This window comes from Pedobacter sp. GW822-FHT03F06, assembly GCF_058801365.1.
Genome location: NZ_JBXANE010000002.1, coordinates 546,714 through 568,131, shown reverse-complemented (window position 1 = coordinate 568,131; position 21,418 = coordinate 546,714). Strand labels below are relative to the sequence as shown.

Genomic DNA, 21,418 nt, shown 5'->3' with positions numbered 1-21,418 from the left:
GCAACTACGAGCACCATGCTAACCAATGAACTAATGGCTAATGAACTAACCTACCACTCTATCGTTGTTCCATTCTCAGTTGGATGCCCGGTACAAACCAAAACCCTTCCCCTTTCCAATTCATCATCCGTAAGCACTTCATTATAATCCATTCTTACGCCACCTTTGGTACAGTTGGCTACACAGGTACTGCATACGCCCCCGCGACAACTATAAGGCAGTTTGATTTTATTTTCCAGCGCTACATCCAAAATCCTTTGTGGCCAGGGCACTTCAAGGTTATAAGTTTCTCCTCTAAAATTTAAAATTACCGAGTAAGTATTTTTATCGACAACCTTTTCTGCCGAGCCATCATCTTCATCTACCTCATCTTCCGGCAATACAAAGGTTTCTCTTTTAATCTGTTTGATATCGAAACCCATGCCCAGCAAGGTAATCCGGCATAAATCCATATAAATTATCGGGCCACAGCTGTAAAAAAGCGCATCATTCCGATCAAAATGCAAATGCTCTTTGAGGAGTTTTTCGATATAGAATTTGTTTAAGCGGGCAGTCATTAGATTTTTGCTATTGCTAAAAACCCAAACAATCTTTAATCTATCCGGATATTTCTGTTGCCATTCGTTCAGTTCATCATAAAACAAGGCATCTTCCATTGATCGGTTACTATAGACCAGCGTAACCAACGATTTTTTCTCGCGCACTAAGGCCGTTTTCAAAATTGAGAATAAGGGCGTAATCCCCACCCCCGCAGCGAATAGAAAAAGATCACGCTCCAGATTTTCTTCTGGCAAGTAACTGAACATCCCCTGAGGCTCTTGCGCCAAAAGAATATCGTTTACAGAAGTTTTATGGTGTAAAAATCTCGAAATCTCTCCATTCTCTACCCTTTTCACTGTAATCGCCAAAGGCTCATCCACATCGGGCGAGCTATTAAAAGAATACGACCTTCTTATCTCCTTATGTTTACCCTGAAAAATCAACGAAATAAACTGACCGGCTAAATACTTTGGGTATGGTTGATCTACTTCCTCAAATTGAAAAGTAATATTATCGCCTGGTTGATTGATGATTTTATTAATGCGCAGTTTGAACATATACAAAGAAAAGAAATTGATTTATTAGTTCAATCGTTCATTGGTCATTAGTTGTCGTTCATTGGCCATTGGTTCATTAGTTAGCATGATGCCTAGAAAATTCTCGTATCAATGAATAACTCCTAAAAAAACGTGTAGTGATTAGCGTTTAGTAAAAAAACAAGTCTGTGTAATCCAACAATCTGTGCAATCACCCTCAAAAAAAAGCGTCCCGATTTACAACCGGGACGCCTTACCAAATGCTTGTCTTTATCTTAATTATTATATTATTCGGCGTTGTAGGCCAATAATACTCTCGGTTTTTCGTAACCGTAACGTTTCGGGTGCTCCATAATCTGTTTCATAGAAATCACTTTATAAACATAGCCTCCGGTTTCGCGGTTCAGCTTCATTTTGTAGTAATTATCTTGATTTTGATTATTGATCTGCTTGCGCAGGCGTCCGTCGCCAACATTGTAAGCCGCAGCTACCAATGTCCAGCTTTCTAAACCTTTATACATTTCTTTAATGTATTTGCAGGCAGCGATGGTTGATTTACGCAGATTATAGCGTTCATCAACATTTCCGTTTACTCTTAATCCATAGGTACGGGCTGTGCCAGGCATAAACTGCCAGATTCCGGCTGCACCTTTTGGAGAAACTCCTTCTGCCATTCCAGATTCGACCAGGGCCAAATACTTAAAATCGTTGGGAATTCCGTAGGCAGCAAGAATAGGCTCAATTACCGGAAACCATTTTGCTGCTTTTGCATGCAATTTATTGGTTTGGGTATTTCCGTAAGTGTGTGCTGCAAGGATTTTTTTCATTTTGCGTTCTACCTTTTTATCGCCTAATGGCAGGGTTTCTTCTGCAAAATTTAACTGTGCCATTAAAGATAGCGGCTTTTCCGCATTTTCAACTTCCAGGCTATCAGTTTTGGGTATTGTAGTGTTTAATTTTTCTTCTTTTAAAAGACTTTTTTGTGCTAAGGGCATTTGGTAAGCGAACACTTTTGCCAAGATAAATAGTGTTGCCACTACCGCAAATGGTACGATGTGTTTCTTTAACATTTTCCTCCTTTTTTTGGTGAACTTATATAAAAACGTTGGCAAAGATAAAAAATAATAAGCACATTATCAAATAGTTACAAAATTAACCCCAAAAATCGGCCCTTAAAGCACTTTAAACGTGGATTTTAAATTTTGATTTTCAGACAAATTTTCCTATTTTAGAGGCTATTTTTTTATCTAATTTTTCCACTCTTAAAATTGTTATGTTCATCAATTTTTCATAAATTTGCAACCCGCATTTTTAATGTGGCTAAAAGCGTATCATGATAAATAAAAACAACAGGAACAGTCGGGATGACAAGTCCAAACCAGGCAGTCGGAAAACAGAAGGCAGAAGTAGTTCGGCCGGGTCTGACAGAAGAAGATCAGACGACAAAGACAGCAAATTCAAAAAATCATCCGATTCTAAAGACGGCTTCAAACCCAGAAGCTCAGACGGTAAAGATTTCAAATCAAAATCTTTCGGAGACAAAAAAGACTTCAGGCCAAGAACTGGAGACCGTGATTTTAAATCGAAAGATGGAGAATCGAAAGGCTTCAAATTTGGAGAGCGCGAGTTTAAATCAAAAGATAACAACTCAAAATCAGAAGACCGCAGCTTTAAATCAAGAGAAGGTGGATCGAGAGATTACAAACCAAGAACAGGAGACCGCGATTTCAAATCGAGAGAGGGAGGATCAAGAGATTACAAACCAAGAACAGGAGATAGAGATTTTAAACCAAGAGAAGGTGGTGCAAGAGATTATAAGCCAAGAACAGGAGAACGGGATTTCAAATCTAAGGATGGAGATTCGAGAGATTTTAAACCGAGAACTGGCGACCGCGACTTTAAATCAAAAGAAGGCGGATCAAGAGATTACAAGCCAAGAACGGGCGACCGTGATTTCAAATCGAAAGATGGTGGAACAAGAGATTTCAAACCGAGAGAAGGTGGCTACAAAGATTACAAATCAAGAGGCAAATCTGATGAATTCAAGCCAAGTGCTGGAAGTTCAAGAGATGTAAAACCTAGAGAGCCAAGGGAAGGCGATACCCGTCCGTTTAGAAAACGCGAGGATGCACAGCCAAGAGATACAGAATTTAACCGCCCGGAGCGGACTGTAATTGCCCAAGGCCGCAAAACAAATGAAGATAAAGGCTTAATTCGCCTTAACAGATATATTTCAAATGCAGGTATCTGCTCCCGCCGTAAAGCTGATGAGCTAATTGCTGCCGGCATTATTACCGTAAACGGAGAAGCCATTACCGAACTAGGCCATAAAGTTGATCCAGCGAAAGATTTAGTGCGTTATAATGGCGAGCTATTGAAACGCGAGAAAAAAGTTTACGTTTTATTGAACAAACCAAAAGATTACATCACCACCACCGACGATCCACAAGAACGCCGTACGGTAATGCAATTGGTTGACAAAGCGAGCCGCGAGCGCATTTACCCTGTTGGCCGTTTAGACCGTAATACAACAGGTTTATTGCTGATGACTAACGATGGTGATTTAGCAGATAAATTATCACATCCTAAAAACGGTATCACTAAAATTTACAATATTGAGTTGGACAAAGCTTTATCACAGGGCGATTTAAACAAAATTGCTTTTGGTTTAGAGCTGGAAGACGGATTGATTAAACCGGATAATATTTCTTATGTTGCAGGTGGAACCAAAAAAGAAATCGGCATCCAGATCCATAGCGGTAAAAACAGAATTGTTCGTCGTATTTTCGAACACCTGGGTTACAATGTTGAAAAATTAGACCGTGTAGTATATGGTAATCTGACTAAGAAAGATTTACCCCGTGGCAGATGGCGCTATCTTGAAGATCATGAATTGATCCAGATTAAACATCTGATAAAATAATATGTAAAAGGCAACCAGTGGTTGCCTTTTTTGTTGCTTTACTAAAAAAGATGTTATCCTGAGCAATCAATTTTTTCAGAAAAACAATAGGAGTAGATATGACAGAGTGACGAGGTATCGTCATTCCCAACTTGATTGGGAACCACGAAGTGCTCATCGAAGATAATCGTAATGCCTTGGCAGGGTTTATAGGTTGCATTAAGATTCCCGCCTGCGCGGGAAAGACGACCGTTCTTTGGAATCCGTCAATGGTAGTATAGTCCAATTTGAGGATAGCCCAACATTATTGCATCTCAATTGCAAATTACATTTTACGATTCCAAAGTAAATTAAGAACGACGAAGACGATTTATCAAATGGAAATTAATTTCCGTGCTCTTCCGTGCCTCCGTGGCTAATTACATTTTAATTCCCCATATTTGCTAAAATCAACACCATATTTTCATGAAAAAACTCAGTTCATTGCTTATACTTTCTATATTTTCGACCATTAGCTTCGCTCAAAAAACCAACTATAACCTGATTGTAGGTACTTACACTGTACCAGGAAAAAGTGAAGGAATTTATACCTATAACTTTGATGCTGCGACCGCTTCAACAAGCATAAAAAGCATTACAAAAAATACTTCGAATCCTAGTTATGTTGCCATTTCACCTGATAACAAATTTATTTATGTGGTTAATGAAACCGGAGCAACAAGTACGGTAAGCGCATTTAAATATGATGCCAAAACAGGCGATTTAACTTTTTTAAACAAAGTTGACAGTCACGGTGCTGATCCTTGTTTTATTACCGTTGATGCCAAAAATGTAATTGTAGCCAATTATAGTGGGGGAAGTTTAGCGGTATTCGCACGCAAGGCTGATGGCGCCTTAACCGAAGCTTTACAAACGATCAAGCATACTGGAAAAAGCATTGATCCTAAAGGCAGGCAAGAAAGCGCACATGTACACATGGTTAAATTTACGCCAGACCATAAATATTTAATTGTTAACGATCTGGGTGAAGATCAAACTTATATCTACAACTACAATCCTGCTGCTAAAGAAAAAATCCTAACCGTTAAGTCGGTAATTAAAACCACTGCAGGCACTGGCCCGAGGCACATCACTTTTAGTCCAAATGGAAAATTCGCCTATTTAGCGCACGAATTTAACGGCAGCATAACGGTTTTCGCTTATTCGAATGGAAGTTTAACCAAAATCCAGGAAATTGGTACTACGCCGAAAGATTTTAGCGGAAAAATTGATGGTGCCGACATCCATGTTTCGGCTGATGGAAAATTCCTTTATGAAACCAACCGTGGAGATGCCAATAGCATTTCTGCCTTTTCAATTCTGCCTACCGGAAAATTGAAATTCATCGAAACGGTAAGCACGCTGGGTAAAGGACCAAGAAACTTTACCATCGATCCGACTGGAAAATTTCTATTGATCGGCCATCAATACACCAACAACATCGTTATTTTTAACCGAAATAAAACCACTGGCAAATTAACCGATAGCGGTAAACGCATGGATGTTGGCGCGCCAGTTTGTTTGGTTTTCAATTAATCACCTAAAATTAAGCCAATGGAAAACTTCGATTGGACCAAATTCACCATCAAGATTGCTGTTAAAGCAAAACTTCAGGACATTTACAATGCCTGGACAAAAGCCAGCGAAATTGAAAAGTGGTTTTTAAGTGAGGCGGAATTCTCTGACGAGAACAAAGTATTACTCAACAAAACCCAAAACGTATTGAAAGGCGATAAATACAAATGGATCTGGTATCTCTATGATGATATTGAAAAAGGAAACATAACTGAAGCCAATGGCAAAGATAAACTTCAGTTTACTTTTGCAGGCGAATGTTTGGTCGAGATTAAACTCAGAGAAGAGTTTGAATACGTAATTGTGGAGTTGACGCAAAAGAATATTCCTTTAGACGATAATTCAAAAAGAAACATTCGTTTAGGTTGTCATAATGGCTGGAGTTTCTATTTGGTTAATCTAAAATCTGTTTACGAAGGTGGCATGGACTTAAGAAATAAGGATAACCGCTTTAAACCCATGTTGAATAATTGAGGTGATGGATTTAGTAGTTAAGGTAAGAGAAATTCAGGAATTAGGATTTTCGGTGGTAGATCATGTATTTACAGAACAGGAAGTTGAAGATATCCTCGCAGCGATTAACAGGACAGATTCGACAAAAGAAACCTTTAGAAAATCGGACGATCTTTTTGCGATACGTCAATTTTTAAAAGAAGTTCCAGAAACAATCGGTCTTATTTTCAATCACAAACTCAAACACATCGTAAAAGAGCTTTTTGGCGAAGATTATTTTCTTGTCAAATCGATCTATTTCGACAAACCCGAAACGTCAAATTGGTTTGTTTCCTATCACCAGGATTTAACAATTTCAGTTAACCAGAAAGTGGAAATAGCCGGATTTGGCCCGTATACCAACAAACACAAGCAGTTTGCCGTACAGCCCCCACTTGATGTCCTCGAAAGCAATTTCACCATTCGCATTCATCTCGACGATACCAACGAGGAGAACGGTGCATTAAACGTAATTGCCAATTCGCATAGTAAAGGCATTTACCGCCCCGAAACCATAAACTGGAACATAGAAAAAGAAATGAGTTGCAATGTAGAAAGAGGTGGTGTGATGATTATGAAACCACTGCTGCTCCATAGTTCGTGCAGAACAAGCAACAATAAAAAAAGAAGGGTAATTCATCTAGAGTTTAGCAACAAAATATTGCCAAAGGAATTAAAATGGTCTGAATATTTGAGTTTAATGTGATAGATACTGAACAAGTTCAATACAATGGAACTCACCCGGCGATCGTCATCCTGAGTTTAACTCAGGATCTTATAGCATGATAGATACTGAAACAAGTTCAGTATGACGGAACACCTAAATAAATTAAGCTCCTTTACTTTACTCGAGCGTCCTGCTGAATTTATTTCAGCATCTTTATGGCAAGAAAACTAAATGAAATAGAACAAAAGAAGTTATGGAACGAGGTGGCTGCGTTTACATATTAACGAATCATACCCATACAGTTTTATACATTGGTGTAACATCAGATTTATATTTTAGAATAGTTGAACATAAGGAGAAGAAATACCTTGACTCATTTACAGCTAAATACAATTGTAATAAACTAGTTTATTATGAGCAGTTCGACTCGATCGAGGAAGCGATTGCTAAAGAAAAGCAGTTGAAAAACTGGCGGAGGGCATGGAAGATTAATCTGATTAATCAAAATAACCCAAATTGGGATGATTTGTTTGAAAGCCTCAGCTAACGCGGTCGTCATCCTGAGTTTATCTCAGGATCTTTATGCATGATGGATACTGAAACAAGTTCAGCATGACGGCCAGAGTGAGGAATGCACGGATTAAAGCACCAGAGATCGTCGTCATGAGTTCAGCTTAGGATCTTTATAGCATGATAGATACTGAAACAAGTTCAGTATGACGACCCGAGTGAGGAATGCACGGATTAAAGTACCAGAGATCGTCATCCTGAGTTCAGCTCAGGATCTTTATAGCATGACAGATACTGAAACAAGTTCAGTATGACGGCCCGAAAAAACAAAAAAATGGCCCCGATTTTCATTGAGGCCATTCAAATATTATACTGTCGCTTATTATGCCGGTTCTGCAACTCTGGCTACATTGCGATAGGGGAATTCATTAAAGATATGTCTGCGGGCAAAACGGCCCGGAGAATCGGCGTTAACCAATTTCACGTAAATTGCTTTCGGCACATCGAAATATTCGTAAGCACTTCCATCAAAAAACTGGATATTTAAAACCTGTTGTTTGTATTCGAAATCCTGAATATTCGATAATGTTGTCGTTTGCGTGTACGTTTCGATATTCTGTTCGCGTGTTTCTGGCGCAATACTTACCAGGAAATGGTAAGCTTCGATAATTTCTTTACTTCTAGCTTCTGCATCTAATTTCTCTTCTTCCTGCTGAAATTTATCAGGGTGACAATCTTTCATCAATGTGCGGTACACAGATTTAAGCTCTTTTAACTCAGCATTTTTATCTACGCTCAAAAGCTTTCTGTAATCAACTATTTTCTTCATTTGGAATAACCTCTTTTTTAATTTTGTCGAAATGATTTCAGGAATCTTTATCTGCAAAACCGTTTCAAGCCGCAAAGATACGATTTATAATCATTTGATTTTGAGAAAGTTTACTTTTATTAAATATTGCTGATATGAATCACCAACTGATGAATTCTCCTGTACCTTACTTAAGTTTTTTAACCACTGATGCACACAGATAAACACGGATTTCATCTGTGTGCATTCTTTTTATCTGTGGTTAATGTAACGTAAGCCTTAATTTGTTAATATTTAGCCTGTAATGAGTTTTCGATTACTTCCTTATAATAGTTAACATAAACAGGGAGGATTTTTTTCAGGTCAAAATCTTGTGCCCTTGCAAAAGCATTTTCTTTGAAACGATTTAGGGTTTCATCATCTTTCAATATTTCAATAGCATGGGCGGCCATCGCATCTACATCTCCAACATTGCTCATGTAGCCACAAAATCCGTCAATATTAAGCTCGGGCAAACCACCGGCATTCGTTGTAATAGCCGGCACTTTACAAGCCATTGCCTCTAACGCAGCCAATCCGAAGCTCTCCGATTCTGACGGCATTAAGAAAAGATCTGAAACCGATAAGATTTCTTCTACCGCATCTTGCTTACCTAAAAACCTTACATTTTCACAAATATTCAACGATCTGCAAAGCTGCTCATCATAAGCACGCTCGGGTCCGTCGCCTACCATTAATAGTTTTGATGGAATAACCGCCTGTACTTTTTCGAAAATCCTAATCACATCAGCCGTACGTTTCACTTTCCTGAAATTACTGGTGTGGATTAAAATCCGTTCGTTATTTGGTGCAATTGCTTTTTTGAAGTGGCCTTTTGCCTGCAAACTGAAGCGCGAAAAATCAATGAAATTGGGGATTACCTTAATTTCCTTTGTAATCTCGAAATGGTTATAAGTATCTTCTCTTAAATCTTCCGAAACGGTAGTTACACCATCGCTTTGATTAATAGAAAAGGTAACCACAGGTTTATAAGTTGGGTCTTTACCCACCAAAGTAATATCGGTACCGTGCAAAGTAGTTACCACTGGAATATGAATGCCATAACTTGCCAAAATCTGTTTTGCCATAAAAGCAGCAGAAGCATGTGGAATGGCATAATGAACGTGTAATACATCCAATTGTTCAAAACGTACAACATCTACCAGTTTGCTGGCCAGTGCCGATTCGTAAGGCGCGTAATCAAAAAGCGGGTAATCTCTTACGGAAACCTCGTGATAAAACAGGTTGGCAGAAAAGAAATCAAGCCTGGCAGGCTGACTATAAGTAATAAAGTGAACCTGATGTCCCTCGTTAGCAAGTGCCTTACCAAGTTCTGTTGCAACTACTCCACTACCGCCAAAAGTGGGGTAGCAAACAATTCCTATCTTCATTGTACATGTATTGTTGTTATCGCAAATGTACCCGATTTTAATCTATAATGCGTGTCGGCTTATTGCAATAAAAACAGATAGCTTTTCGAGAACAATTGCCGCAGATTCGCAGATTAATTTCAATTCGAAAATTGAAGCTTAATAGCTTCTAATGATTCTCTTGTACTGCAAAGATTTCTCATTAAAATTAATTAACAAACCTATTCCTAGTTTTGATATAGCCAGATAATTCAAAACTTGTGCATAATGTTCATTTATCAACTCAGATTTAGATTTCACCTCGATAATAACCTTATCATCGACAACAAAATCAGCATAAAATTTATGTTTAAGTATAGTCCCTTTGTAATTTACAGAAAATTCTCTCTCTTTCGTAATTGATATTTCTATTCTTAAGTTCGAATTCTAGCGCATCTTTGTAGACAATTTCTGAAAATCCTTTCCCCAAAATACGATGTATTTCCATCATAATTCCAATTAACAAATAGAATTCTTCCTGAAAAGGATAATCAATATCACTATATGAATTTCCCATAAATATAAGTTTATTTAATCTGCGAATCTGCGGCTAAAACATACTCCCTTATATAAGCAAACTTTCAATTAAAATGCCAAATCAAAAAACCTTATGTAACCTTTAATAACAGGCAACATAGAAATCACTAAAATGTAAGACGGGGAAAATTGAGGAGGTTTCTCCTCAAATAATTATTTTAGGTTTCTCATTTCCTCTTTTATTACAAGGAAAAGTTCGTTAGGCCTTTGGGTACCAATAAAATATTCCAAGCCATCGCGATCGGTTAAAACAACCGCATCTTTACCCGATGAATAAAAACGGATCGTACCTTTTGTGTGCAGGTTATAAACCGGATTATTGAAAAAATAACGGCTATAAGTCGCCTTACGAACATCAACAATACTGTTAAGGTCTATCTTAACACGTTTGGTTGTCCAAAGACCATCCAAAATCATGCTACCATTATCTACCACAATTTTGTACTGGATCAGGAAAAGCAAAAGCATAGAAACACCGATGATCCCGAAGCCTACAACGAGGAACAAATCTTGCGTATTGTCGCGATCGCGCTCATAAACATAGGCTGCAAAACAGAACGCAGCCATAATAAGCCTAATGAAAATACGAACATAATCACGGCCGATGTACTGTTTTTCGATATAGGCGTATTTGCTTTCCACTTATTTAATTTTGAGTTCGAATATAGCAACTTTTTTTGTTGCTGTAGTTAATTTATATCGGTTATCCTGCCGCATACCCGCAATCCAAACAATTTCGCCATTGCCATTAACCAAAATCGGCGTAATGCTTTTCAAATGTAGGGGAACTTTCTCGTCGATAAAATAATCGCTCACTTTTTTGGGATTACGCATACCTAACGGAATAAATTTATCTCCATTTTGCCAGTTCCTCAACACCAAAGGGAAAATTAATTTATCGGCATTTACAAACGCTTTATTCGAATTAATTTCGAATTTAACTTCACCTGTAAACGTCAACGAAATTTCATCATTGGCAAAAGCAATGTTTTCAGTTGTTGGGTGGATAAACTGATTAGCGGTAACCGATGTATTTTTTTTAACAATAACCAGATCACTTCTATTGATAATGGCCTGATGCGTGGCGCTAAAAAATTGTGTACCACTTAAAGCCCTTAAACTGTCTAAAATTTCCAGTACAACATTTTCACCAAAATTAAAAGGCTTAAGTAACTCGTAAAGCAACAGTTTTTGCGGGTTTAATTTCGAAACCTCTTCCAAAGGGATATAAATGCCATCACTTCTTTTATTTAGGATTCTATTTGCAAGTTTTTGAACCTGGATATTTAAAAAAGTCTCCAATTCAGCAAAGCGCGAGATATTTTCGGCAAATGTTTTTTCGAGGTTAGGGTTTATTTCCTGCAAATGCGGCACTACCTGTAGCCTGATTTTATTCCGTGTATAATTCGTACTTGCGTTCGAGCTATCTTCTACAAAATCGATGTGATTAGTCCTTACAATTTCATCAATCTGCTGTCGGTTTAAAAAGAGCAAAGGCCTGATCAGTAAATCACGTTTAGGTAAGATGCCATGCAATCCGCTTATGCCTGTGCCACGGGTAAGGTTAATGAGTACGGTTTCTACTGCATCGTTCTGGTGTTGGGCCAGGGCTATATAATCGTAACCTTCTTTATGCCTAATTTCTTCAAACCAGTTATAGCGCAGATCACGTGCTGCCATCTGGGTAGAAATTTTATTTTCGGCCGCATATTTTTTGGTATCAAAATGCGTTACATAAAAAGGTAATCCTAAATTTTTGGCCAGTAGCGCAACAAAACTTTCATCACGTTGTGCTTCATCAGCCCTTAAATTAAAATTACAATGTGCCACACCAATATCAACGCCTATTGCTTTAAACAAATGCAACATTAATACCGAATCTTTTCCACCACTTACGGCCAAAAGGATCTTGTTAGCCCGAACAAACAGCTGTTGCTGTTCAATAAAATCCTGAAATTGTTTTAGGGGTAACATCCATCAAAAATATTTAATTTTAACTGGTATTCCGAACGTTCGGAACAAAAAACTAACTTTGTAGTGTGCAAAAACTATTTGTCTTTTTATTCCTGCTAATCTGTCCCGTATTTTTATTCGGTCAGCAACCCGCTTCGAAGATTAAAATCGTTTCATTTTCCAAGATAACTGGCGATACCAAGAAAAAAATAAGCTACCTGCGAAACCCTGTTTTTCAACAAGATAACGCAACATTAACCTGCGATAGCGCCGTATTTTACAGCGAACGAAACTATTTCGAAGCTTTTAAAAATGTACACATCAACCAACTTACCACCGATATTTATTCAGATCAACTGGAGTATGATGGAAATAAAAAACATGCACATTTAACCGGAAACGTGAAGATGATCGATCCAACCTCGATCTTAACGACCAATATTTTAGACTACAATACCCTGAGCAAGATAGGGACTTATACCAGCGGTGGTAAAATTGTAAACAAGGAAGTAACGCTAACCAGCAAAAACGGTTATTATTTCAGCAACTCGAACGATGCCTATTTTAAATATGATGTAGTTGTAGTTACACCGCAGTCGACGATAAAGTCGGATACGATGAGTTATAACACACAAAGTAAATGGACTTTCTTTTACGGGCCCACCAATATCAAAGGAAAAGACGATAATCTTTACACCGAAAATGGCCAGTATAATACGATGACCGAAGATGCCTTTTTTGGGAAGAAAAACCTTTATACCCAAGGTACAAGATCTTTAAAGGGCGATAGTTTATATTATTATGGCAAGAAAGGCATTGGTAAGGCTGTTAAAAACATTGTTTTCTCTGATACAAAAGATAAAATGAAAATGTTTGGCGACTTAGGTTATTACTATAAGCTAGATCAGCGAACACTGGTTACCCGAAATGCATATCTGGGTATTGGCACGGAAGATTCTATAATGGTGAAGAATAAAAAAAGACCAGATAGTTTATGGATGGGTGCCGATACCTTAGAAACGCAGATGGTACTACAAAAAACCTTAAAGCTAATCCCTAAAATTTCGATTAAAGCCGACAATCAGGTTGGAGAAGATGATGAAGATACCGGTGAGAAAAAGGGGACTACAGAGCCTAAGGAGAAACCAGAAACACAAAGTACGCTAAAAGAAGACCGAAATAAACGCAACATCGCAAAAATAAGCAGGGCTGATAGGAAGAAAAAGAATAAGGGTGAGGCGGTAACGGAAGATCCGCTTAACCTGAAGGATAAAAGCATTGATAGTTTAAAATCGAAAGTTGACTCACTTGGCAAGGGGCTGCCCAAGCTTAACCTCGATAGTTTACAGAAAAACAATCTTTTAAAGAACAAGGCTGATTCCATTATCAAAAACCTGCCTAAACTTAAAACCGATAGCCTGAAAAAGCTGGCTGATAAAACCAATTCGATAGTAAAAGATGTATCGAAAACAAAAATCGATAGCCTGCAAAAAAAGATCGCCGATAAAGCCTCTCCTATTGTAAAGGATATTTCAAAAACGAAAATCGATAGCCTGCAAAAAAAGATAACAAAATCTGGCGTTAAAGATAGTTTAACAAAAGCGCTAGGAAACTTAAAAACCGGCGCATTAAAGACTGATACAGCCAAATTTAATCCAGCTGATACCGTTCAAACGCGTATCATTAAGGCTTACCATGGCGTTAAGATTTTTAAAACGAATATACAGGCTAAAACCGACAGCCTTTTTTACACCAGTGCCGATTCTACTTTACGTTGCTACAGTAATCCGATTATCTGGTCGGAAGGTTCTCAGCAGGTTGGCGACACGATATTTGTTCAGTTCAAGAATAAAAAACTAAACAATTTACAGGCATTTAGAAATGCATTTTTAGTAAATACACCAAAAGATTCGTTAAGGTTTAACCAAATAAAAGGCCGATTGATGACGGGTTTCTTTAAGGATGGTAAATTTAAGAACCTCTATGTGGATGGCAATGCCGAAAGTATTTATTATACTCAGGATGACAGTACAAAGGTGTATAAAGAAATGAATCAAACCCTAAGCAGCAGGATAAAATTCATCTTCAAGGATAAGGAAAATGCAATTGAGGAAATTGTTTACATCAAGGGAATAGAAGGAGCTTTGAATCCGGAAAACACGATTGCAAAAGATCATGTATTAAAAGGATTTTCGTGGAAACCTACCGAGCGCCCAAAATCAAAGAAAGATGCCATTGGCTCATCTGGAAAACCTAAACCCAAAGCAAAGGCTAAAACAGTTGCTGGCAAAACTGTAGCTGGTGCTAAAACCACCGCCCCGACAAATAAACCAGTAACAGCGGCACCTGCTGTTAAACCGAAAATCACATTGGGGAAAGACAGCTTAAATGTGGATAAAAAATTGCCACAAGCTAAACCAGCAGACACGGCCAATTTTGGCATTAAACCCATTTTACCCAAAAAGGACTCCGTACAGGTGAAAAAAGATGCTGTTCAGGTGAAAAAGGTGGTTGGTAAAATGTAATAAGTGTGATCGTCATTTCGACTGGAGCGCAGCGGAATGGAGAAATCTTTTGATGAAAAATTCAAAGATTTCTCCTCCAAAGGAGTTCCTTCGGAACGCTACGGCCGAAATGACGATCCATCAAAATTTAATAATCTGGTAAAGCCTATACCCTATCCCTTCAAAAATTCCAACATCTTTTTTAGTGCAATAGCCCTGTGGCTAATTTTATTCTTTTCTGCCATGTCCATTTCAGCAAAAGTGATATCATAGCCGTCCGGCTGGAAAATAGGATCGTAACCGAAGCCCTTCGAACCGGATAATTCTGTTCTGATTGTTCCTTCTATTATGCCGTCAAAAATATGGTTTTTACCACCTTGCATTAAGGAGATCACTGTTTTAAACCTTGCTTTTCTGTTGGAGTTGCCCTTAAGCTTCGTTAAAACCAATTGAATATTTTCTAAGCTATCCCGGCTTCCCGAATATCGGGCAGAATAAACGCCCGGTTCGTTATTCAAAGCGTCTATCTCTAAACCGCTATCATCTGCAAAACAGTCTAAACCAAAATGTTCAACCACGTAGCTGCTTTTTAAGGTAGCATTTCCTTCAAAGGTATCTGCAGTTTCAGGAATATCAACCAAACAGCCAATATCTTCCAGGTTCAATACCTCGTATCTACCTTCAAGTGCCGCACGTATTTCTTCTGTTTTATGTTGGTTATTAGTAGCAAATACAAGTTTTTTCATTGTAAAAAGGGTAAAAGGTTTAAGGTTTTTGGAGTCGAATTAAAATGCCATATCTCAGCACTTGATACTTAATTCTCAATACTTGATACGCTTGTGAAGCCGCTATTTAATTTTCTGAAGGTGGCCCCAAAGTGTTTTCTTAGCAGTTAAATCGCTATCCAGATGATGGAGATTAGGAGCAAAGATAATCCTGGTCGTTTCGTGAACGATGATTTCATTCTGCCAGATAAGGTTTAGTCTCAAGTCGGCAATCTCTACCCCAAAAGATAACATAATAGCGGGTTTAAAAAACCGCTGCAATTCTGCAAAATCGGTTCCCTTATAATTTGAATAATTTAGAATAGCAAAATCAGGTGTGCCTAAATCTACGGCTTTAACAATTTTCCGCAGCAGTTCCCTACCCTGTTCGGTACTTACATCATGCTCATTATCGTTAACCAAAATCAGTACTGATTTTTTATTTCCTCCTAAAAATTTAAACGTTTTTTCGGGCGTTGGTTCGGCCACAATATGCGGAATTTCAGGCGCTTGCGGATAAACTTTAGGCACATTTGTAGTATTAATCCCAGGAATTTGTGTTATTTCCGGTTTTAAAACTGGTTCTTTCACTTCAGCAACCGAAACATTTTCGACAGCCAAAACTGGCTCTGGATTACGTAAAGGCAGAATTTCTACGCTTTCATCCTTTACCAGAAAAACCTCTTCGGTAAAAAATAAACGTAAAGCATTCGCATTGTTGGTAACCTGGTTTTCCATTCGTATTTTTGTTGGATAATAATTTCTGTTAAAATTAGTTAAATATCTTATAATAGCGTCGCTAATTGTTACTTTTATCCCTTAAAATTTATAGAGTGCTCTGCGTGAGGAAAGCTTACTGCTTATTTGTTTTCAGCTTTATTTATAGCATTTCGTTTGCACAAAACGTGGCTGTGGTAAACGGTAAATCAATAAGTACCAAAGAATTTATGTGGGCATACAAAAAAAGCCATAACGGGAGCGTTAGTGCGGCCTACGATACTTTACAAGCCTATTTAAACTTGTATATAAATTTTAAGCTTAAAGTTTTAGATGCCCGCGAGATAGGATTGGATAAAAATGCCAGTTATCTGGAAGAAATCAAAACTTATGAAGACGCATTAACCACCCATAAAAAAGTTGGGGTCAGCAATAAAGACCGCGATTTTTTATTGAATGAATACCGTGAAGGGGTTTTAATGTTCAATGTTTCGGAACAAAAAATATGGAACAAAGCACAGGAAGACGAACAGGCGATAAATGAATTTTACACCAAAAACCAACAAAATTACAATAAACCTTTAAGCGAAGTTAGAGGAGAGGTAATTGCCGATTACCAACTGAGTTTAGAAGAAAAATGGCTAAAAGGCCTGAAACAAAAATATCAGATCAAAATTAATGAAAACGAGCTAAAAAAGCTTGCCAAGTTATAACCACCCTGATTTTTTTGACTATAAGTATTAAATTTGCAAAATATAACAAATAGAATGAAGAAAGTTTTTTTAGTAGCAACCGCTTTAATTTGCCTGTTTTTAAACAGTTTCGCTCAAAAGCACACTGTAGATAAAGTTGCTGCTGTTGTAGGAAATAATATTATCCTGCTATCAGATTTAAACCAACAATATACACAATATCTTTATCAGGGCAACCAGCCTAACAACGAGATTAAATGTAAAATTTTACAACAAACCTTAACCCAAAAACTGCTTAAACAACAGGCCGAAATCGATTCGGTAATGGTTGAAGATGGTGCGGTTGATGATGAAGTAAACAAGCGTATGCGTTATAGTATGCAACGCGCAGGTGGTCAGGAACGCTTGGAACAGTTCTTAAACAAATCTGTTCTGCAGTACAAAGACGAGATCAGACCATCTGTAAAAGATGAGTTGATTGCACAGAAAATGCAACAAAAAATCACCGAAAACATTAATGTTACGCCAATGGAGGTCGAAAAATATTTCAAATCTTTGGGCGATAGCATTCCAGAGTTTAATACTGAAGTAGAAGTTGGCGAAGTGATTTTAAATCCTCAGTTAACCAGAGCAGAAAAACAAAAATTCCGCGATAAAATTGAAGCCCTTCGTTTAAGGGTTAAAAGTGGCGAAGATATGGGCGTTTTAGCTAAAACCTATTCTGAAGATCCAGGTTCTGCTGCAGATGGTGGTGACTATGGTTTTATCGACAGGAACACCATGGTTAAAGAATTTACGGCCTGGGCATTTAAACTGAAAGCAGGAGAAATTTCGCCCGTATTCGAAACAGATTATGGCTTCCACTTTTTACAGGTTTTAGAGCGAAGAGGCGAGCAGGTACACGTTAGACATATTTTAATTATGCCTAAAACTACACCAGAAAGTTTAACCCGTTTAAAATTGCATGCTGACAGTATTTACAACAATATTATCGGTAAAAAATTAAGTTTCGCTGCTGCTGCAAACCTTTATTCTGATAATAAAGAGAGTAAATATAATGGTGGTATGATGCTTAATGCCGAAAACGTTCAGGCAAGAAGTACCTTTATTCCGGTTGATAAATTAGACCCTTCAGTGTTTTTGGTAATCGACAGCATGAAAATTGGCGGTATTTCTAAACCTGATTTATTTACTGCAGCTGATGGAAAACAAGGATACCGTATTCTATATTTAAAATCTAAAATTCCGCCTCATAAAGCAAATTTAGCGCAAGATTTTCCAAAAATCAGAGATGCCGCACAAAGTGATAAAATTAATCGTACTTTAAGCGAATGGTTTGAAAAACGTCGCGAAAACACTTACATTAAAATCGACGACGAATTTAATACCTGTGATGAATTAAAAATCTGGACCAAAACCACAGCCGCAAAATAACACCAATGCAGTATAAGAACGAAGTAGAAGCTGTTGATGCACTTCATCAATCTTTCAACAACATTAAAGCTGAAATAAGCAAAGTAGTAGTTGGACAAGATGACATCATAAAATCTGTTTTAATCGCCATTTTTAGTAACGGACACTGTCTGTTGGTTGGTGTACCTGGATTAGCCAAAACTTTACTTGTACAAACGGTAGCTTCTGTTTTAGACCTCGATTTTAACCGTATCCAGTTTACACCCGATTTAATGCCAAGCGATATCATTGGCGCAGAGATTTTAGGGGAAGACAGGCACTTTAAATTTATAAAAGGGCCTGTTTTTTCTAATATTATCCTCGCTGATGAGATTAACCGTACGCCACCAAAAACTCAGGCAGCTTTATTAGAAGCTATGCAGGAGAAATCGGTAACCGCTGCCGGGCAAACCCATATTTTACCAAAACCGTTTTTCGTTTTGGCCACTCAAAACCCTATTGAGCAGGAAGGAACTTATCCCCTACCCGAAGCTCAGTTAGATCGTTTCATGTTCAATATTCAGTTAAATTACCCTGCCTTTGCAGATGAATTGAACATTGTAAAAAACACCACCAGCAATAAAACCGTTCAACTGCAGAAAATTATCCATGCAGATGATATCCAATATTTCCAGAAACTGATCCGCGATATTCCCATTACCGATAATGTTTTGGAATATGCCGTAAAACTGGCTGCTAAAACCCGTCCCAATAGCGAGTTTGCTACTGATGCCGTTAACAAATACATCAGCTGGGGTGCTGGCCCACGTGCTTCGCAGTTTTTAGTGTTGGGCGCAAAATGCCATGCAGCTGTAACCGGAAAATATTCACCGGATATTGAAGATGTTAAAGCTGTTGCTGAGCCTATTTTACGTCACCGCATTGTGCGTAACTATCGCGCTGAAGCCGAAGGTTTATCGATCGAAAAAATTATTAAAGATTTATTGTAATTGTTAGTGGGGATTTGAAATCCCGTCTCAAGAGCTCAAGATTGCTAATTCACAGTGCAACAGGTTGATATTGCCATCTCGACCAACAGAAAGGATTAATGTCAAGAGTTAACAAATTCTTGCCTGCTTGCTATTAAAGTTATCAACTCTAGAAAGTATATTCGTATTTAAATTTTCAAAAACGAATGGACACGAGTCGCGATATACATCCAGATTTTTTAAATTTCTTAAAATTTAAAACGCCTCCCCTTATTGAGCTTTATGAAGATTTGAGAACATTTATTCTCGACATCCATTCAGAAAGTAATGAATTGCTTTACCACACACATGCCTTAACTTCAGTATATTCCATTTCTGAGAAATTAAGCGATGCATTTTGCATGATTCTAATTTATACCAATCACCTCAATCTTGGTTTTAACAAGGGTACATTAATTAACGATCCTGATGCTTTGCTACAGGGAACAGGGAAGTTAATCAGGCATATTCCCATCGAAAAAGTATCCGACTATAGAAACGATAAAGTAAAAACATTGATAAAAGCTGCTGTTGCGTTTGCTATCCAGGATATGGATAAACCAAGCAAATCATCAGGAAAAACCATTTCAAAAATAAGCAATGGAGACTCGTAATCTTACCGGCGCTATAGCTGCGCTGATGGAGGAATATAAAAAAGCAGTTGATGAACTGATTGCGGTAATTGAGCCAATCAGTCAGCAACAATTGCTCCGCATCATCGAGCCAGAAAGTTCAAATCCAGATTGCATTTCCATTCAAACAATCTTAACGCATGTTACTGCTTCGATGTTCAGTTATGCAGTTTATATCGAAAATTCTATTGGATTGAAAACATTCAGGCCGGAACGATTGCAGTTTGACCACATCACACCTTATATCACAAGGCTCCGGGAAGCGCTTAAATATAACGGACTTTTTCACCAGAAATCCCGACATCACCATGGAAGAGTTCGATCAATCCAAAAAGATAAACACAAGGTGGGGACAGCAATACGATGTAGAACAAATGTTAGAGCATGCCATCGTTCATATTTTAAGGCATAGGCGGCAGATTAAAAATGCATTAACTCAATTTAATTCTTAAAACTAAAAAGTTGAGCGCTCAAACCAATTTCTATAACCGGTTTTCATTTTTATATCCACTGGTTGATGTTTTTCTTAAACCGCAAAAGAAAAAATTTTTCGATGAGATTAATCAACTGCCCTATGGAAACCTGCTCGAAATCGGTGTTGGTAACGGATCTCATTTCTCACTTTATAAAAGCCACAAAATTACAGGGATAGAAATTTCTACATCAATGCTCAACGCCGCTAAAAAGAATTCAATCGGCGAAATTGAGTTATTCCAAATGAATGGCGAACAACTCGAGTTTGCAGAAAATAGTTTCGACTATGTGGTATTATCGCATATAATTGCGGTTGCAGATCAGCCTGAAAAATTACTCATGCAATGCCACCATGTTTTAAAATCAGGTGGAAAACTCTTAATTCTAAATCACTTTACGCCAAATAATTGGCTAAAATACTTGGATCGGCTATTTAATTTTTGTTCTGGATGGTTCCATTTAAAATCTTTATTTTACATAGAGAATATTAAAGCGATTAATCAGTTTGAACTTGAAAAAGAAATTGCTTTAAAACCATTCTCTTATTTTAAAATTTTAATTTTCACCAAACCTTGAAGAAGCACTATTGGTATATTTTCTTTGCCTTGATGATCAGCCTGTTCATATATGTGTTTTACAGGACTGATAAAACCTTGGTAAACCAGCTGATCATTCAGCTGATCTCTTTCAAAACCTACCAAAGCTTGAAACAGACGATCACAGCAAGCTTGCCATTAAACGGGCACCTGATTTATTCACTTCCTGAAGGTTTATGGGTTTTCTGCATCACCCTAACCTCGAAGGAATTTTATTTTGATCTTTTCAAAAAACGCATCAATTGTGTTTTCATTCCACTTTTATTCGTTGTAGCGCTCGAATTGTTTCAATTATTCCACATCACCAATGGCCGTTTCGACTTTTTCGATATTGGCATCTCCTTGTTTTTTTGGTTTATAGCGGCCAAAATTATTGATACGCAGCAACGTTTAGAAAATCTGTTCCATTCGTTAAATTATAATAGTGCATTTTGTTTGCTGAGTTATGGCATCATTTATCTCGCACACGTAACCCATTAAAAATTTTATTTTAAAATTTGCAATTCACTGGAAATAAATATCTTTGCATCAAAATTTACAGAAATGCTACGTCAACTACATATCCAGCAATTAAACTTTAGCCCGTCTTGTGGCATAAAGGGCTTGGGTACT

The 21,418-nt window shown here is 37.7% G+C and carries 21 protein-coding genes and 1 pseudogene; 13 read left to right on the top strand and 9 right to left on the bottom strand.

The window, feature by feature from the left end:
- Positions 1-50: 50 nt before the first annotated feature.
- Both AC1RJ8_RS05025 and AC1RJ8_RS05020 read right to left on the bottom strand, forming a co-directional pair.
- Complete coding sequence (locus tag AC1RJ8_RS05025; protein ID WP_492952797.1) at positions 51-1,097, bottom strand: 2Fe-2S iron-sulfur cluster-binding protein; 1,047 nt, start codon at positions 1,095-1,097, stop codon at positions 51-53.
- 266 nt (positions 1,098-1,363) lie between these two features.
- The gene (locus AC1RJ8_RS05020; RefSeq protein ID WP_492952796.1) at positions 1,364-2,146 is read right to left on the bottom strand and encodes a lytic transglycosylase domain-containing protein; all 783 of its coding nucleotides are present in this window, start codon (positions 2,144-2,146) and stop codon (positions 1,364-1,366) included.
- 263 nt (positions 2,147-2,409) lie between these two features.
- On the opposite strand from AC1RJ8_RS05020, the gene AC1RJ8_RS05015 reads away from it, so the two are divergent.
- From AC1RJ8_RS05015 to AC1RJ8_RS04995, 5 genes are all read left to right on the top strand, one after another.
- Positions 2,410-3,999, top strand: a complete 1,590-nt coding sequence (locus AC1RJ8_RS05015) for a pseudouridine synthase (protein WP_492952795.1) — start codon at positions 2,410-2,412, stop codon at positions 3,997-3,999.
- 444 nt (positions 4,000-4,443) lie between these two features.
- Positions 4,444-5,553 (top strand): lactonase family protein, encoded by a 1,110-nt coding sequence (locus AC1RJ8_RS05010; RefSeq protein WP_492952794.1) that lies wholly within the window; start codon positions 4,444-4,446, stop codon positions 5,551-5,553.
- Between the two features lie 18 nt (positions 5,554-5,571).
- The gene (locus tag AC1RJ8_RS05005; RefSeq protein WP_492952793.1) at positions 5,572-6,066 is read left to right on the top strand and encodes an SRPBCC family protein; all 495 of its coding nucleotides are present in this window, start codon (positions 5,572-5,574) and stop codon (positions 6,064-6,066) included.
- Positions 6,067-6,070: 4 nt separating this feature from the next.
- A complete protein-coding gene (locus tag AC1RJ8_RS05000; protein ID WP_492952792.1) occupies positions 6,071-6,790 on the top strand; it encodes a phytanoyl-CoA dioxygenase family protein in 720 nt (239 codons plus the stop codon).
- A 214-nt stretch (positions 6,791-7,004) separates the two neighbouring features.
- Positions 7,005-7,298, top strand: coding sequence for a GIY-YIG nuclease family protein (locus AC1RJ8_RS04995; protein ID WP_492952791.1), 294 nt, complete (start codon positions 7,005-7,007; stop codon positions 7,296-7,298).
- 345 nt (positions 7,299-7,643) lie between these two features.
- Here AC1RJ8_RS04995 and AC1RJ8_RS04990 read toward each other — a convergent pair whose 3' ends face one another.
- The 5 genes and pseudogenes from AC1RJ8_RS04990 to tilS form a co-directional block, all read right to left on the bottom strand.
- Positions 7,644-8,090 (bottom strand): KTSC domain-containing protein, encoded by a 447-nt coding sequence (locus AC1RJ8_RS04990; RefSeq protein ID WP_029279950.1) that lies wholly within the window; start codon positions 8,088-8,090, stop codon positions 7,644-7,646.
- A gap of 266 nt (positions 8,091-8,356) precedes the next feature.
- A complete protein-coding gene (gene bshA, locus AC1RJ8_RS04985) occupies positions 8,357-9,499 on the bottom strand; it encodes an N-acetyl-alpha-D-glucosaminyl L-malate synthase BshA (RefSeq protein ID WP_492952790.1) in 1,143 nt (380 codons plus the stop codon).
- Positions 9,500-9,637: 138 nt separating this feature from the next.
- Positions 9,638-10,034, bottom strand: a pseudogene (locus AC1RJ8_RS04980) (GxxExxY protein).
- 173 nt (positions 10,035-10,207) lie between these two features.
- Positions 10,208-10,696, bottom strand: coding sequence for a hypothetical protein (locus AC1RJ8_RS04975; RefSeq protein WP_029282618.1), 489 nt, complete (start codon positions 10,694-10,696; stop codon positions 10,208-10,210).
- Positions 10,697-12,028 carry a tRNA lysidine(34) synthetase TilS gene (tilS, locus tag AC1RJ8_RS04970; protein WP_492952789.1) on the bottom strand — a complete coding sequence of 444 codons (1,332 nt, stop codon included), beginning with the start codon at positions 12,026-12,028 and terminating at the stop codon, positions 10,697-10,699.
- A gap of 65 nt (positions 12,029-12,093) precedes the next feature.
- On the opposite strand from tilS, the gene AC1RJ8_RS04965 reads away from it, so the two are divergent.
- Complete coding sequence (locus AC1RJ8_RS04965) at positions 12,094-14,532, top strand: OstA-like protein (RefSeq protein ID WP_492952788.1); 2,439 nt, start codon at positions 12,094-12,096, stop codon at positions 14,530-14,532.
- A gap of 152 nt (positions 14,533-14,684) precedes the next feature.
- Here AC1RJ8_RS04965 and AC1RJ8_RS04960 read toward each other — a convergent pair whose 3' ends face one another.
- Positions 14,685-15,257 (bottom strand): non-canonical purine NTP diphosphatase, encoded by a 573-nt coding sequence (locus AC1RJ8_RS04960; protein WP_492952787.1) that lies wholly within the window; start codon positions 15,255-15,257, stop codon positions 14,685-14,687.
- A gap of 102 nt (positions 15,258-15,359) precedes the next feature.
- A complete protein-coding gene (locus AC1RJ8_RS04955) occupies positions 15,360-16,013 on the bottom strand; it encodes a hypothetical protein (RefSeq protein ID WP_492952786.1) in 654 nt (217 codons plus the stop codon).
- Between the two features lie 167 nt (positions 16,014-16,180).
- Here AC1RJ8_RS04955 and AC1RJ8_RS04950 point away from each other — a divergent pair, with 167 nt between their 5' ends.
- From AC1RJ8_RS04950 to AC1RJ8_RS04920, 7 genes are all read left to right on the top strand, one after another.
- A complete protein-coding gene (locus AC1RJ8_RS04950) occupies positions 16,181-16,705 on the top strand; it encodes a hypothetical protein (RefSeq protein ID WP_492952785.1) in 525 nt (174 codons plus the stop codon).
- 54 nt (positions 16,706-16,759) lie between these two features.
- A complete protein-coding gene (locus tag AC1RJ8_RS04945; protein WP_492952784.1) occupies positions 16,760-18,118 on the top strand; it encodes a peptidylprolyl isomerase in 1,359 nt (452 codons plus the stop codon).
- 5 nt (positions 18,119-18,123) lie between these two features.
- On the top strand, positions 18,124-19,086 hold the full coding sequence (locus AC1RJ8_RS04940; protein ID WP_029279992.1) for an AAA family ATPase: 963 nt from the start codon (positions 18,124-18,126) through the stop codon (positions 19,084-19,086).
- Between the two features lie 185 nt (positions 19,087-19,271).
- Complete coding sequence (locus tag AC1RJ8_RS04935; RefSeq protein ID WP_492952783.1) at positions 19,272-19,718, top strand: DUF1801 domain-containing protein; 447 nt, start codon at positions 19,272-19,274, stop codon at positions 19,716-19,718.
- Positions 19,705-20,148, top strand: coding sequence for a hypothetical protein (locus AC1RJ8_RS04930; protein WP_492952782.1), 444 nt, complete (start codon positions 19,705-19,707; stop codon positions 20,146-20,148). The genes AC1RJ8_RS04935 and AC1RJ8_RS04930 overlap by 14 nt, the downstream gene beginning before the upstream one ends.
- Before the next feature lie 50 nt (positions 20,149-20,198).
- On the top strand, positions 20,199-20,786 hold the full coding sequence (locus AC1RJ8_RS04925) for a class I SAM-dependent methyltransferase (RefSeq protein WP_492952781.1): 588 nt from the start codon (positions 20,199-20,201) through the stop codon (positions 20,784-20,786).
- The gene (locus AC1RJ8_RS04920) at positions 20,783-21,286 is read left to right on the top strand and encodes a hypothetical protein (RefSeq protein WP_492952780.1); all 504 of its coding nucleotides are present in this window, start codon (positions 20,783-20,785) and stop codon (positions 21,284-21,286) included. Before AC1RJ8_RS04925 ends, AC1RJ8_RS04920 begins: the two co-directional genes overlap by 4 nt.
- Positions 21,287-21,418: the final 132 nt, after the last annotated feature.